A 14,667-nucleotide genomic window follows, 5' to 3' on the forward strand; every position below is an offset into this window, starting at 1 on the left:
AAAGAAAAAGTGCCCTACCGCAAGCGGTACGGGCACTTTTTGCTATCAATAAAATAGCGTTCGTAGCCAAACCGCCCGCCTTAGGCGAGCGGGCTGCGCCAGCGTTACTGAATGCTCAGCGACGTGGCTTTGCTCACGGGCTCCAGGCGGGCCAGCGTCAGAGTCAGCACGCCGTTTTCGAGCTTGGCAGAGCTGTTGGCTGCGTCAATGTCGGTGGCCAGCTCCCAGGCGCGTTGCACCTGGCGGGGCGCGCCTTCTACGCTTTGCAGGCGGACCTGGTTGCCTTCGATGCTGATGGACAGCTGCTCGCGGGCGAGGCCGGGCACATCCAGCTGCAAGGTGGTGGTCTTTTCGTCCTGGGTCACGGTGCAGCCGGCAGAGGTGGCAGCAGCAGGTGCGGCCAGTGCGCCCATCAGAAAACGCTGCAGTGCGAGGTCTGCGGAACGGGGGGATTGGGCGTAAGCGGCACGGCGGATCACGGGGGCGAAGATCATGGGTAACTCCTATAAACTGCGCGGCTCTCGACGTGGTCGCCGCATGCCAAGGAGTTGTGTACGGCCGGGTTGCTTTTCAAGGGAAAAATGGCATGAATAAATTGCGCTCCGTGGGCTTGAAAACAGGCGCAGCGGCATTACGTCAACCGGTTTTGGCGGCCGCCACAGCGCTGGTGTGCGCTCTGATGCCTTTGTCTGCCAGCCATGCCCAAGGCGCGCCAGGCGTCGCTGCAGGCACAGCCCAGACGCAGGCCAAACCGGTCAAGGTGGCCCTCATCGAAAGCCTGTCGGGCGCCTTTGCCAACACGGGTGAGGCGGTCTACCGCAACGTGTACTGGGCCATGGAACGCGTGAACGCACGCGGCGGCGTGCAGCTGCCTGCCAGCAGCGGCGGCCCCCGCCCGCTGGCGCTGGAGCGCTACGACAGCAAGGGCCAGAACGAAGAGGCCTTGTCGGCACTGCGCGCGGCCATCGACGACGGCGCGCAGGTCATCCTGCAGGGCAATTCGTCGGCCACGGCGGCGGTGCTGATCGAGGCCATCAACAAGCACAACGAGCGCGAGCCGAACAAGCGCGTGATCTTCCTCAACTACTCCGCGGTGGACCCCATCCTCACCAACGAGAAGTGCAGCTTCTGGCACTTTCGCTTCGACGCCCATGCCGACATGCGCATGGCCGCGCTCATGGAAGTGATGCGCGAAGACAAGGGCCTTAAGAGTGTCTACCTCATCGGCCAGGACTACAGCTTCGGCCAGGCCGTGCTGCGCGAGGCGAAGAAGCAGCTGGCCGCCCAACGCCCCGATGTGGCCGTGGTGGGCGACGAGCTGCACCCCATCGGCCGCGTGAAGGACTTCGCGCCCTATGCGGTGAAGATCAAGACCAGCGGCGCGCAGGCCGTGGTCACGGGCAATTGGGGCAACGACCTCACGCTGTTGGTCAAGGCCGCACGCGAGGTGGGCTACGAAGGCAGCTTCTACACCTTCTATGGCAACGCGCTGGGTGCGCCCGCCGCCATCGGCGACGCAGGCATCGGCAAGGTGGTGGCCGTGGCCGACTGGCTGCCCAACGTGCCGGGCGCGCAGAGCGAGACGTTCTACCAGTCGTTCCGCACACGCTTTCCCAAGCCGCAGGATGACTACGTGCACATGCGCATGCAGCTCATGGTCGAGGCGCTGGCCCAGTCCATCGAACGCGCGGGCAGCACCGACGCCGTGGCCGTGGCGCGCCAGATGGAGAGCGCCAATGTGCAGCTCTCGGGCCAGGGCGGCAGCATGCGTGCGGCGGACCACCAGTTCCAGCAGGCGCTGGTGGTGGGCGTGATGGACAAGAAGGGCGCCCAGGGCGTGAAGTTCGACGTGGAAGGCTCGGGCTACGGCTTTCGCGTGGTGCGGCAGATCTCCGCCGCCAAGGCACAGCAGCCGCACAGCTGCACCATGCAGCGGCCCTGACCTACGGCGTGGGCGGTATGCGGCGCAGCGCGCGCCGCATATCGATATGAAAAGTTAGCGCAACCGGTGCAGGCCGTCGGGCCACAGAATTTGTCGCATTGATCACCCATGCGCGAATCGCTGCCTCCACCGTGTCCTACGCCCTTTCCCTCCTCGACAAAAGTCCCATCCCCGACGGGGCCACGGCGGCCGAGGCGCTGCAGCGCACCGTAGCGCTGGCCCAGCGCGCCGAGCAGCTGGGCTACCGCCGCTTCTGGGTGGCCGAGCACCATGGCAACCCGGGCCTGGCCGGCTCGGCGCCTGAGGTGCTGGTGGCCCACCTGCTGGCGCGCACCTCTCGCATCCGCATCGGCTCGGGCGGCGTGATGCTGCAGCACTACAGCCCCTTCAAGGTAGCCGAGGCGTTCAAGGTGCTTGCATCCCTGGCGCCCGGCCGCGTGGACTTGGGCGTGGGCAAGGCGCCCGGTGGCCTGCCGCTGGCCACGCGGGCGCTGCAGGCGCTGCACGACAAATCCAGGCCGTCCGATTTCAGCGCGCGCTTTGCGGAGCTGGACGCCTTTCTGCAAGGCACGTTGGACCCTGAGCATGCGCTGGCGGGCGCCGTGGCCTACCCCGCGCCGCCCAGCCTGCCCGAGCGCCATCTGCTCGGCGGCAGCCCCGACAGCGCGGCGTTGGCGGCGCGCCATGGCTGGCACTTCACGTACGCGGGCCATTTCAACGGCGACCCGGTGAACATCGAGCGCACGGTGCGCGTGTACCGCGAAGCCGCCGGCCGGGCCCCGTCGCTGGCGCTCTATGCGTTGGTGGCCCCCACGCAAGCGCAGGCCGACAGCCTGGTGGGCGCATTGCGTGTCTTCAAGCTGCATTTGTCCACCGGGCAGAGCGTGAACCTGCCCAGCGCGCAGGCCGCCGCGGAGTTTGCGCGCCAGGCCGGCGTGGCGGATTACCGGCTCGAAGAAACCCGGCCCCACGTGATCGCCGGCTCGCCCGAGCATGTGCGCGAGCAGCTCGATGCGCTCAGCGAGCGCTACGGCATCGAAGAGTTCGTGGTCGACACGCCCGTCACAGGCTTTGCCGAGCGCCTGGCCTCGGTCGAGCTGCTGGCGGGCGCCTATGCCACCGCCGAGGCCTGACCCGCTGGCCGCCCCCTTTTCCCAGGAACAGACACCATGAGCAACACCCCACAACCCATCCGATTCGGCGTCATGCTGCACGGTGCAGGCGGCCACATGAATTCGTGGAAGCACCCCGCAGGCCCCGCGGACGCAAGCGTCAACCTCGACTTCTACATCGAGACCACGCGGAAGGCCGAGGCCAACGGCATCGCCTTCGCGTTCGTGGCCGACGGGCTGTTCATCAACGCGAAGTCCATCCCGCACTTTCTGAATCGCTTCGAACCCATCTCCATCCTGTCGGCGCTGGCCGTGGCGACGTCGAAGATCGGGCTGGCGGGCACCATCTCCACGTCGTACAGCGAGCCATTCACCGTGGCGCGGCAGTTCGCGTCGCTGGATCTCATCAGCAAGGGGCGCGCCGGCTGGAACGTGGTGACCACGCCGCTGGAGGGCACGGCCAGCAACTACAGCCGCAATCACCCCGACCATGCGCTGCGCTACGAGATCGCCGACGAATACCTGCAGGTGACGCAAGGCCTGTGGGACAGCTGGGACGAAGACGCCGTGGTGCGCAACCGCGCCACGGGCCAGTTCTTCGACCCCGCCAAGCTGCACACACTGGACCACAAGGGCCGCTTCTTCCAGGTGGCGGGGCCGCTCAACATCGGCCGGTCGCAGCAGGGGCAGCCGGTGATCTTTCAGGCGGGCTCATCCGATGCGGGTATCGGCCTGGCGGGCAAGTACGCCGATGCGGTGTTCACCCACTCGCCGTCGGTGGAAGAGACGCGCAGCTTTCTGCGCAAGGTCAAAGCCAGTGCCGTGGTGCATGGCCGCCAGGCCGACGACGTGAAGATCTTCCCCGGCATCGGGCCCGTGGTGGGCGCCACGCAGGAAGAGGCGGACGCCAAGTACCAGGCCATCCGCGAGCTGCTCACGGTCGATGAAGCGCTGGCCTACCTGGGCCGCTACTTCGACCACCACGACTTCAGCCAGTACCCGCTGGACGCGCCCTTCCCGGAGCTGGGCGAGATCGGGCGCAACAGTTTTCGCTCCACCACCGACCGCATCAAGGCCGATGCCAAGGCGCGTGGCCTGACGCTGCGCCAGGTAGCGCTGGAGGCCGCCACGCCGCGTTCGCAGTTCGTCGGCACGGGCGAGCGCGTGGCCGACGAGATCATCCGCTGGGTGGACGAGGGCGCGGCCGATGGCTTCATCCTGGGCTTCCCCGTGCTGTCGCAGGGGCTCGACGATTTCATCACCCATGTGATCCCGGCGCTGGAAGCGCGCGGCCGCTACCAGCGCACGCTGCCGGGCCACACCCTGCGCAACCACCTGGGTCTGCCGCGCAAGGCCAGCCGGTACGCGCAGGCCGATGTGGATGCAGCCACGGCGCCACAGAAGAAGGTCGCGTGATGGGCGCAGCATTGCCAACAGCAGCTTCGGCGCATGACGTGCAGCGGGTGAAACGTGTGGAAGAGGGCATTGCCGCCTTCATTCACGAGTTCCAGGCATTGCGCCGGGACCTGCACCAGCACCCCGAGCTGTCGTTCCAGGAGCACCGCACCTCGGCCATTGTGGCCGAGCGCCTGGCGTCCTGGGGCTACGAAGTCACCACCGGCATCGCGGGCACCGGCCTGGTGGGCACGCTGCGCAAAGGGCAGGGCACCAAGACCCTGGGCATCCGTGCCGATATGGATGCACTGCCCATCACCGAGGCCACGGGCCTGCCGTATGCCAGCCAGAACGCGGGCGTGATGCACGCCTGCGGACACGACGGGCACACCACGGTGCTGCTAGCGGCCGCGCGCTTTCTGGCCGAGTCGGGCCGCTTCGACGGCACGCTCAACCTGATCTTTCAGCCCGCCGAGGAGAACGGCGGCGGTGCACAGCACATGATCGCCGACGGCCTGTTTGAGCGTTTTCCGTGCGACGCTGTGTTCGGCCTGCACAACTGGCCCTGCGTGGGCGAGGGGCATTTCGGCTGCGTCACGGGGCCTGCCATGGCCTCGGTGGACCAGATCACCATCACCGTGCGCGGCAAGGGCGGCCACGGCGCCGCGCCGCACGAGACGGTGGACCCGGTGGTGGCCAGCGCACACATCATCACCGCGCTGCAGACGGTGGTCTCGCGAAACGTGGACCCGCTCGACATGGGCGTGGTCACCGTGGGTTCCATCCATGGCGGCAACGCACCCAACGTGGTGCCCGAGAGTGTGGAACTGAAGCTCACCGCCCGCGCCTTCAAGCCCGAGGTGCGCGCGGTCTTGCAAGAGCGCATCCCGGCCATCGCCCGTGCGCAGGCCGAGAGCTTCGGGGCCACGGCCGATGTGTTGTACCGGCCCGGCTACCCGGCCGTGCTCAACCACGAGGCAGAAACGGAGCTGGCGCGCAGCGTGGCGCTGGACACCTTTGGCGCAGCCCGCGTGGACGCAGGCTTTCGCCCCCGCACGGCCAGCGAGGACTTCGCCTTCATGCTGCTCAAACGCCCCGGCAGCTACGTGTTCGTGGGCAATGGCGATGGGGCATCGCTGCACAGCCCGTACTACGACTTCAACGACGCCATCCTGGCGCCCTCGGCCACGTACTGGGTGCGGCTGGCCGAGCGGTTTCTGGCCTGAGACCCTTTCACGAGAAAGCCCTCCCCATGAGTGACAGCTTCATCTACACCTCGCCTGCCGATCCCCTGGCCCGCCCCCTCATCGAAGAGCTGTCGCACGAGTACGAATCGCGCTACGGCGAGTTCTACGACCGCGAAGGCGGGCAGCGCGAGATGGAGAAGTACCCGCCCGAGCTGTTCACGCCGGAGCACGGCGGCAGCTTCGTGCTGCTGCTGCGCGGCGGGCAGGCCATTGGCGGCGGCGCCTTCAAGCGCCACAGCGATGCGCACACGGCGGAGCTCAAGCGCGTGTGGACGCATTCGGCCCACCGTCGCCAGGGCCTCGCCGCCAAGGTGCTGCTGGAGCTCGAAGCCCAGGCGCTGCGCCAGGGCTATGCGCGGCTGTACCTCACCACCGGCTTTCGCCAGCCCGAGGCCGTGGGGCTGTATCTGGGCCATGGGTACACGGCGCTGTTCGACACATCGCTGCCGCACGAGACGTACCGCCATCTGCCGTTTGAGAAGACTTTGCGCGCCGTGGAGGGCCTGGAGCCCACCGCCAGGTTGACGACGGCGCCCGTCACGCCGCAAGCCCCGGGCGTAGGGCGCGCCGCGGTCGTTGCGCAAGCGGCCTGAAAGCCGCCACGGACACCGGCCCCACCTGCCCCCGCTCTTTTCCACGAACCCCGACAGCCTGCGAGACCTCACCACCATGTCCACCTCCACCACCCTGGACGCCGCTGCCGGTCTGCCGCTGGGCCCTGGCCATGCCGCACCCCCTGGTGCGCATAGCCATGCGCCCAGCGCGCCGGCCCTCACACCCTCGTCCTCCTCGGCCCCTGCCCCGGTGAAGGGCGACTATTCACACTACAAAGTCGTGCCCGCGCGCTACCGGGCACGGGCGGCCGGCACGGTGTTTGCTGCCGTGGTCATCGCGCTGGTGCTGTATTCGGTGTTTACCAACCCGCGCTGGGGTTGGAGCATCTTCGGCGAGTATTTTTTCTCGGAGCCTGTGCTGGTGGGCCTGGGCCGCACCCTGCTGCTCACCGCGCTGGGGGCGCTGTTCGGCTTCACGCTGGGCACGGCGCTGGCGTTGGCCCGCGTGTCGCGCTCGCCGCTGCTGGCGGGGCTGTCGTGGACCTTCATCTGGATCTTCCGGTCCATCCCGGTCATCGTGCTGCTGCTCATCATCAACAACCTGGGCTATTTGTACGAGACCCTGAGCGTGGGCGTGCCGTTCACCAGCTGGACGCTCTTCTCGTACCCCACCACGCAGCTCATCAGCCCCTTCGTGGCGGCGCTGATCGGCCTCACGCTGAACCAGGCAGCCTTTGCATCGGAGATCGTGCGTGGCGGCATCCTGTCGGTGGACCAGGGGCAGCTCGAAGCGGCGGCCGCCCTGGGCCTGCCGCGCCGCCGGCAGGCGTTTCGCATCGTGCTGCCGCAGGCCATGCGGTCCATCTTGCCCGCAGGCTTCAACGACATCATCGGCTTGGCCAAGGGCACGTCCAACGTGTACATCCTGGCCTTGCCCGAGCTGTTCTACACCATCCAGATCATCTACCGCCGCAACCTGGAGGTGATCCCGCTGCTGATGGTGGCGACCGTGTGGTACCTGGTGATCCTCACGGTGCTGTCGCTGCTGCAGTACTACATCGAGCGCCATTTTTCCAAGGGCGCGCTGCGCAGCCCGCCGCCATCGATCTTCAGCGGCATTGCGCAGCGCCTGTGGCCTGCGCCGCGCGTGGCTACTCAAGCTGATACGGCAGTGGCCGCACCGGCAGCAGCGCCCACGCCCGCCGTCGCCACCGTGCCGCGCTGGACGGGCGAGCGCAACCGCGGTGGCGAGGTCACCATCCACGGCGTGTCCAAGAGCTACGGTGCCTTGCGCGTACTGAAGGATGTGACGCTGACGGTGCCGCCCGGCAGCGTCACGGTGATCCTCGGGCAGTCGGGCTCGGGCAAGTCGACCTTGCTGCGCACCATCAACCACCTGGAGCGCGTGGACGACGGTTTCATCGCCATCGATGGCGAGTTGATCGGCTACCGCCAGGACGCGGACACCCTGTACGAGCTGAGCGAGAAGGACATCCTCCAACGCCGGGTGGACGTGGGAATGGTGTTCCAGAACTTCAACCTGTTCCCACACCTCACGGTGCTGGAGAATATCGTCGAAGCCCCGGTCACCGTGCGCAAGCTGCCACGTGCTGAGGCTGAAGCCCTTGCGCTGGAGCTGCTGGCGCGCGTGGGCTTGTCCGACAAGGCGCACAGCTATCCGCGGCAGCTCTCCGGCGGGCAGCAGCAGCGCGTGGCCATTGCACGGGCCCTGGCGCTCAAGCCCAAGGTGCTGCTGTTCGACGAGCCCACCTCGGCGCTGGACCCGGAGCTGGTGGGCGAAGTGCTCGACGTGATCAAGGAGCTGGCGCGCACCGGCACCACGCTCATCATCGTCACGCACGAGATAGGCTTTGCCCGTGAGGTGGCCGACACCGTGGTCTTCATGGAGCAGGGCCGTGTGCTGGAGACCGGCACCCCCGCCAAGGTGTTCAGCCAGCCCGACCACCCCCGCACGGCGGAGTTCCTGGCCAAGGTGCTCTGAGCCACCGCCCGCCTCACATTCCCCTACCCGCAGCGGCCTTGTGCGGCAGCCGGCCTGTGGCCCAGGCCGGGCTGCGGCATGGGCGCCGCTGTGATCTGTCCGATTTTTTTTTCTCCCTTTGCCTGTTTTCCTGACCCATCCATTTCATCCCCGGAGCCGAACCATGACCCTTGTGAACCGAACCCTCGCAGCCCTCGCGCTGGCCGCTGCCTCCATCGCCGCACTGGCGCCCATCCACGCGGCTGCTCAGGCCATCGACCTGAGTCCCGAGCAGCCCACGCGCCCCCGCTCGCAGAAGGTGGACGAAGCGCTCAAGCTCGTCGGCAAGGACTTCAAGTTCGCCAAGGACGGCGTGCTCACCGTGGGCACCACCACGGGCCGGCTGCCGTTTGGCGCCTATGCCACCGACAACAAGACGCCCGTGGGCAACGCGCCGGACATCGCGCAGCTCGTGGCCGACAGCCTGGGGCGCAAGCTGGAGCTGGTGTCCGTGGCCTGGGCCGACTGGCCGCTGGGCCTGCAGTCGGGCAAGTTCGACGTGGTGATCTCCAACGTCACCGTGACCGAGGAGCGCAAGGAGAAGTTCGACTTCTCGACCTACCGCAATGACCAGCTGGGCGTGTACGTGAAGGCCGACAGCAAGATCACGTCCGTGAAGGAGCCCAAGGATGTGGCGGGCCTGAAGGTGGTGGTCGGCGCGAGCACTAACCAGGAGCAGATCCTGCTGCGCTGGAACCAGCAGAACATCGCCGCGGGCCTCAAGCCCGTGGACATCCAGTACTACGACGACGATGTGGTGCTGTACCTGGCGCTGGCCTCGGGCCGAGCCGACGCGTACCTGGCCCCCAACGGCATCGCCGCGCACAACGCGCGCGATGGCAAGACGAAACTGGTGGGCACCTTCTCGGGCGGCTGGCCACAGGCGGCCGAGATTGCCGTGACCTCGCGCAAGGGCTCGGGCATCGCCGATGCCGTCACCGCGGCGCTGAACGCGCAGATCAAGAACGGCAACTACGCCAAGGCGCTCGAGCGCTGGAACCTGCAGTCCGAAGCGATCCAGGTCTCGCGCACCAACCCTCCCGGCCTGCCCAAGAAGTAAGGCTGCGGCCTTCAAGGACCATCCATGACTCTCCATTCCTTATCGCGCCGCAGCCTGGTGGCCCTGGCCTCGGCGTGCGCGCTGTGCTGCGCATGGACCGTGGCCAATGCCGCCACTGCGTTTGATTTCAGCCCAGAGCAAAAAGGCCGCATCCGCGCCGAGAAAGACGCAGCGGCCGTGCAGGCCATTCCGAAGAATTTCAAGTTCGTGAAGGAAGGCGTCTTCACCGTGGCGATCGCGCCGTTTGCGCCGCCCATCGCCACGTATGCCAGCGACGCCAAGACCGTGGTGGGGTTCGATCCGGACTATGCGCAGCTGATTGCCGACGCGCTGGGGCTCAAGCTCGAACTGCTGCCGATTGCCTGGGCCGACTGGCCGCTGGGGCTCACCTCGGGCAAGTACGACGCGGTGATCTCCAACGTGGGCGTGACGGAGCTGCGCAAGGAGAAGTACGACTTCTCTACCTACCGCCTGGGGCTGCACGGCTTTTACGTGCGCGCCGACAGCAAGATCACGTCCATCAAGGAACCCAAGGACATTGCGGGGCTCAAGGTCATCACCGGCTCGGGCACCAACCAGGAGCGCATCCTGCTGGAGTGGAACAAGCAGAACGTCGCCGCGGGCCTCAAGCCCGTGGAGCCCGTGTACTTCGACGACGACGCTGCGCGCATCCTGGGCGTGATCTCGGGCCGGGCCGACGCCAACTTCAACCCCAATGCACCGCAGGCCTACCACGCGGCCAAGGACGGCAAGATCAAGCTCGTGGGCACGGTGAACGCGGGCTGGCCGCTCAAGTCCGACGTGGCCATCACGACGCGCAAGAGTTCGGGCCTGGCCGATGCGCTGACGCTGGCGACCAACGGGCTCATCAAGAACGGCAAATACACGCAGGCGCTGCAGCGCTGGAGTTTGCTGGAAGAAGCTTTGCCCAAGTCCGAAACCAACCCCCCAGGACTACCGAAGTTTTGACCATGGCCATCGCGCATCTCGCATTCCTGACCCCTGGCAACTACGCCGAGAACAGCCCGCTGCAAGGGCTGGAAGACACCCTGCGGTTGTTCGAGCACGGGGAAGCCCTGGGCTACCAGGGCGCCTGGGTGCGCCAGCGGCACCTGGAGCGGGCGGTGTCGTCTGCGGCCACGCTGCTGGCCGCCGCCACGCAGCGCACGCGTCGCATCGCGCTGGGCACGGCAGTGATCCAGATGGGGTACGAGAACCCTTTCCGGTTGGCCGAGGACCTGGCGACGGTGGACGTGCTGTCGCGCGGGCGCCTGCAGGTGGGGCTGAGTGCGGGGGCGCCGCCGTACGGGCCACTGCTGGGCGGGCGCTTGTTCGACGGCGATGCGCAGGCCATCGATTTCTCGCACGCCCGGGTGGAGCGCTTGCGCAGCAATTTGCGCGGCGACTTCTTGGGTGACGATGATTTCTTCGTGGAGTCGCCCGCAGGCCGCCAGCGCCCGCGGGTGCAGCCGCATGCGGCAGGGCTGGTGGAGCGCCTGTGGTACGGCGGCGGGTCGCTGAAGTCTGCGCAGTGGGCGGGCGCGCAGGGCTACCACCTGCTGATCGGCAACCTCAACCGTGGGGAGCAGACCGACGACTTCTTCGCGGCGCAGCGCAGTCAGCTCGACCTGTTCCACGCAAATTGGTCGGCCCCGTACGCGCCGCGCGTGGCGTTGGGGCGGGTCATCGTGCCGCTGGACAGTGCAGACGTCACCACCCGCGCGCGCTACCGTACATGGGCTGCATTGCGGCTGCCGCGCACTTTGGCGCCGCAGGGCGAGCGCCGCACGCTGTTCGCGCGCGACCTGGTGGGCACGTCGGACGAGATTCTGGAGAGCCTGCGCAAGGACCCCATCGTGCCGCGAGTGCAGGAGCTGCGGCTGGAGCTGCCGTATGACTTCAACGTGCACGAATACGCGCAGATTCTGAGCGACACCGCGCAGTACATCGCGCCGGAGCTGGGCTGGACTCCGGCGGCGGCCGGCCCCACTGCAGACAAATACTGTGTGGACCGCGCAGCCGCGACTTCGCAGCCCAGCTCGATCACCGACATGGCGTAGTAGCTCGACCAGTGGTAGCGGGTGATGGCGTAGCGGTTTTCGGTGCCCGCCACGTAGCTCGGCGTATCACCGCCGTTATGTAGTTCGACGAGGCCAGGGGCCCAAGATGCTGCGCGGCGGCGCCATCCAGCACGCCGCCCTTTGCCTGCATGCTGGCAACGCTGAAGGGGGCAGGATGTGTTACGGCAAGAGGTCATCCAGTTGCAGCAGGCTCAGACCGAACGGGTTGTTTCAAGTTCAAAATGCTGACGCTATGAAGCACCGCCCAGCCGACGTCTTGCGGTGCGTTCAGCGCCGGATGCGGCGCCCCGTCTTGAACACCCACCACACCACAACGAGGCACGAGGCCATGAACACGAGCGTCATGCCTGCGCTCACACCGATGTGGACATCGGCCTGGCCGTAGAACGCCCAGCGCAGCCCGCTGATGAGATAGACCACCGGGTTGAACAGGGAGACGGTCTGCCAGAACGGCGGCAGCATGCCGATGCTGTAGAACGCACCGCCTAAAAAGGTCAGCGGCGTGATGACCAGCAGCGGGATCACCTGCAGCTTTTGAAAGCTGTCGGCCCACAGGCCAATGATGAAACCGAACAGGCAGAACGTGACGGCAGTGAGCACGAGGAAACCCACCATCCATAGCGGATGCGCCACTTCGTAGGGCACGAACACCCTGGCGGTGGTGAGGATGAGCACCGACACCAGCAGCGATTTGCTGGCTGCAGCGCCCACATAGCCCAGCAGCACTTCCACCCAGTTGACCGGCGCGCTGAGCAGTTCGTAGATGGTGCCAGACCATTTGGGCATGTAGATGCCAAAAGCCGAGTTGGAAATGCTTTCGGAAAGCAGCGACAGCATGAGCAGGCCGGGAATGATGTACGCCCCGTAGCTCACGCCGCCGATGTCACCCATGCGCGAGCCGATGGCCGAGCCAAAGACGATGAAATACAGCGCCGTGGACAGCACCGGAGCGATCAGGCTTTGCATCCAGGTGCGAAACGCCCGATTCATCTCGAAGCGGTAGATGGCGCGCACGCCATGCAGGTTCAGGCCGGTCATGCTCGGGGTGCTTTCTGTTGCGACGGGGCGTCGTCCTGGTCCTTGTCCTGGTGTACCAGGCTCACAAAAATGTCTTCGAGAGAACTCTCGCTCGAATGCAGATCCTTGAAGTCGATGCCGTGTTCGGCCAGCGCACGCAAAAGCGCGGCGATGCCAGTGTCTTCTTGCTGGGTGTCGAAGGTGTAGGTGAGCGTGGTGCCACCCTGGCTGAGCGCCAGCGGCCAGCGGGCGAGCGCCGGGGGCACCTGCTCCATCGGTTGCTGCAGCGTGAGTGCCAGCTGCTTCTTGCCCAGCTTGCGCATCAGCACGTCTTTGTCTTCCACCACGATCAACTCGCCCTTGCGGATCACGCCGATGCGGTCGGCCATGTCTTCGGCCTCCTCCAGGTAGTGCGTGGTCAGGATGATGGTGGTGCCCGCATCGCGCAGCGCACGCACCAGGCGCCACATGTCGTGGCGCAGCTCCACGTCCACGCCCGCGCTGGGCTCGTCAAGGAACAAGATCTTGGGCTCGTGCGATAGCGCCTTCGCGATCAGCACGCGGCGTTTCATGCCGCCGGACAGCGCGAGGATCTTGCTGTCCTTCTTGTCCCAGAGCGACAGGTCCTTGAGGATTTTTTCGATGAACGCAGGGTCGGGCGCCTTGCCGAACAGCCCCCGGCTGAAATTGACCGTGGCCCACACGGTCTCGAACGAGTCGGTATGCAGCTCCTGGGGCACCAAGCCGATGGCCGCACGGGCTGCGCGGTAGTCCCGCACGGTGTCGTGGCCGTCAGCGCTGATGGTTCCGGCCGTGGCGTTGCTCATGCCGCAGATCACGCTGATGAGCGTGGTCTTGCCCGCGCCGTTCGGGCCGAGCAGGGCGAAGATCTCGCCGCGCCGGATGTCGAGGTCAATGTTCTTGAGCGCTTCGAAGCCGCCAGCGTAGGTTTTGCTCACGCCGCGCACACGGACGATGGCGTCTGCCGCGGGTGTTGGTGAAAGTGGTGCAGGCATGGGCATGGGTAGGCAAGGACGCGTGCCGTTGCGGCAAGCTGCCGCAGCGTTCGCAATGGTCGCAATGGTGGAAGCGAGGCATTGTGGACCGACTTGCGCCCGCGCGCTGGAAGGCCGCGGCAAACCCCGCCCGGCCATCCTGTCGTTCCCCTGTACAGCCGGACGCGTGCCGCAAAGTGTTCCCGAATGCGCCCCGGCGCGGGGGGTTAGCGTGCGCGGGCCGCCGCGACTTCGCGGCCCAGCTCGATCACCGACATGGCGTAGTAGCTCGACCAGTTGTAGCGGGTGATGGCGTAGAAGTTTTCGGTGCCCGCCACGTAGGTGGGCGCGTCGCCGCCGTTCTGCAGCTCCACCAAGGCCAACGGCCCGTTGTGCTGCACGCCAGCGGCGTCGAGGACGGCGCCCTTGGCCAACATGCTGGCCACGCTGAAGGTGGGCAGGATGTCGGGTGCCATCAATTCGTCGAGCTGCAGGCGCGCCGTGTCGAACTGCACCCCGAAGTGTGTGGGCATGCCCGGCGTCCAGCCGTGGCCGCGAAAGTAGTTGGCCACCGAGCCAATCGCGTCGGCCGGGCTGTTGAACAGGTCCACCCGGCCGTCGCCATCGAAGTCGATCGCATAGCGCACCCAGCTGGAAGGCATGAACTGGCCCAGGCCCATCGCCCCGGCGTAACTGCCGCGCGGCTCGAAGGGGTCGGTGTTGCTGCGGTTGGTGAAGCTCAGGAACTGCTCAAGCTCGCGGCGGAAGAACTCGGTGCGCTCCTTGGCGCGCGGGTGCGCCGAGGGGAAGTCGAACGCTAGTGTGGCCAGCGCGTCCATCACGCGGAAGGTACCCATCTGCTGGCCGTAGATGGTCTCGACGCCGATGATGCCGACGATGATCTCGGCGGGAACGCCGTACTCGCGCTCGGCGCGCTCCAGCGCGGCCTGGTTTTGCTGCCAGAAGCGCACACCCGCGCGGATGCGGATCGGCTCGACGAAGCGGCTGCGGTACACGCGCCAGTTCTTGGGCGTGCCTGCGGGGGGCGGCAGCATGAGGCGCGGCACCTGTGTGAGAAACCGGGCCTGGCCAATCGCCTGGCGCACCCATTCGCGGTCCAGGTCGCGTCGCGCGGCCAGGTCGTCGGCAAACTGCAGGGCCTCGGGACGGGTGGCGTACAGCACGGCGGGTTGCCGCGCGGGCGTGGTGCTGTTTTTGACTGA

General features: G+C 66.8%; 13 protein-coding genes and 1 pseudogene. 9 read left to right on the top strand and 5 right to left on the bottom strand.

What is annotated here, in order from left to right:
* Positions 1-104: 104 nt before the first annotated feature.
* Complete coding sequence (locus ACSQ3Q_RS07670; protein WP_436133806.1) at positions 105-494, bottom strand: Hsp20/alpha crystallin family protein; 390 nt, start codon at positions 492-494, stop codon at positions 105-107.
* A gap of 92 nt (positions 495-586) precedes the next feature.
* On the opposite strand from ACSQ3Q_RS07670, the gene ACSQ3Q_RS07675 reads away from it, so the two are divergent.
* From ACSQ3Q_RS07675 to ACSQ3Q_RS07715, 9 genes are all read left to right on the top strand, one after another.
* Positions 587-1,942 carry a branched-chain amino acid ABC transporter substrate-binding protein gene (locus ACSQ3Q_RS07675; protein WP_436133807.1) on the top strand — a complete coding sequence of 452 codons (1,356 nt, stop codon included), beginning with the start codon at positions 587-589 and terminating at the stop codon, positions 1,940-1,942.
* 131 nt (positions 1,943-2,073) lie between these two features.
* The gene (locus tag ACSQ3Q_RS07680; RefSeq protein ID WP_436133808.1) at positions 2,074-3,075 is read left to right on the top strand and encodes an LLM class flavin-dependent oxidoreductase; all 1,002 of its coding nucleotides are present in this window, start codon (positions 2,074-2,076) and stop codon (positions 3,073-3,075) included.
* 36 nt (positions 3,076-3,111) lie between these two features.
* Positions 3,112-4,470, top strand: a complete 1,359-nt coding sequence (locus ACSQ3Q_RS07685) for an LLM class flavin-dependent oxidoreductase (RefSeq protein WP_436133809.1) — start codon at positions 3,112-3,114, stop codon at positions 4,468-4,470.
* Positions 4,470-5,675, top strand: coding sequence for a M20 aminoacylase family protein (locus ACSQ3Q_RS07690; protein ID WP_436133810.1), 1,206 nt, complete (start codon positions 4,470-4,472; stop codon positions 5,673-5,675). The genes ACSQ3Q_RS07685 and ACSQ3Q_RS07690 overlap by 1 nt, the downstream gene beginning before the upstream one ends.
* 26 nt (positions 5,676-5,701) lie before the next feature.
* Positions 5,702-6,289, top strand: a complete 588-nt coding sequence (locus ACSQ3Q_RS07695; protein ID WP_436133811.1) for a GNAT family N-acetyltransferase — start codon at positions 5,702-5,704, stop codon at positions 6,287-6,289.
* A 76-nt stretch (positions 6,290-6,365) separates the two neighbouring features.
* Positions 6,366-8,252, top strand: a complete 1,887-nt coding sequence (locus ACSQ3Q_RS07700) for an amino acid ABC transporter permease/ATP-binding protein (protein ID WP_436133812.1) — start codon at positions 6,366-6,368, stop codon at positions 8,250-8,252.
* A gap of 163 nt (positions 8,253-8,415) precedes the next feature.
* On the top strand, positions 8,416-9,351 hold the full coding sequence (locus tag ACSQ3Q_RS07705) for an ABC transporter substrate-binding protein (RefSeq protein WP_436133813.1): 936 nt from the start codon (positions 8,416-8,418) through the stop codon (positions 9,349-9,351).
* A 24-nt stretch (positions 9,352-9,375) separates the two neighbouring features.
* Complete coding sequence (locus ACSQ3Q_RS07710; RefSeq protein WP_436133814.1) at positions 9,376-10,320, top strand: ABC transporter substrate-binding protein; 945 nt, start codon at positions 9,376-9,378, stop codon at positions 10,318-10,320.
* A 2-nt stretch (positions 10,321-10,322) separates the two neighbouring features.
* Positions 10,323-11,411, top strand: coding sequence for an LLM class flavin-dependent oxidoreductase (locus ACSQ3Q_RS07715; protein ID WP_436133815.1), 1,089 nt, complete (start codon positions 10,323-10,325; stop codon positions 11,409-11,411).
* Here ACSQ3Q_RS07715 and ACSQ3Q_RS07720 read toward each other — a convergent pair.
* The 4 genes and pseudogenes from ACSQ3Q_RS07720 to mltB form a co-directional block, all read right to left on the bottom strand.
* Positions 11,360-11,577 (bottom strand): annotated as a pseudogene (locus ACSQ3Q_RS07720) (lytic murein transglycosylase B); the annotation flags it as partial. The gene ACSQ3Q_RS07715 and the pseudogene ACSQ3Q_RS07720 sit on opposite strands and share 52 nt — an antisense overlap.
* 122 nt (positions 11,578-11,699) lie before the next feature.
* The gene (locus ACSQ3Q_RS07725; RefSeq protein ID WP_436136960.1) at positions 11,700-12,461 is read right to left on the bottom strand and encodes an ABC transporter permease; all 762 of its coding nucleotides are present in this window, start codon (positions 12,459-12,461) and stop codon (positions 11,700-11,702) included.
* Between the two features lie 5 nt (positions 12,462-12,466).
* Positions 12,467-13,465 carry an ABC transporter ATP-binding protein gene (locus ACSQ3Q_RS07730; RefSeq protein WP_436133816.1) on the bottom strand — a complete coding sequence of 333 codons (999 nt, stop codon included), beginning with the start codon at positions 13,463-13,465 and terminating at the stop codon, positions 12,467-12,469.
* 206 nt (positions 13,466-13,671) lie between these two features.
* Complete coding sequence (mltB, locus tag ACSQ3Q_RS07735) at positions 13,672-14,628, bottom strand: lytic murein transglycosylase B (protein ID WP_436133817.1); 957 nt, start codon at positions 14,626-14,628, stop codon at positions 13,672-13,674.
* Positions 14,629-14,667: the final 39 nt, after the last annotated feature.

Origin of the sequence: Acidovorax sp. LjRoot129 (assembly GCF_964253765.1) — a bacterium.
Classification (GTDB): Bacteria; Pseudomonadota; Gammaproteobacteria; order Burkholderiales; family Burkholderiaceae_C; genus Acidovorax.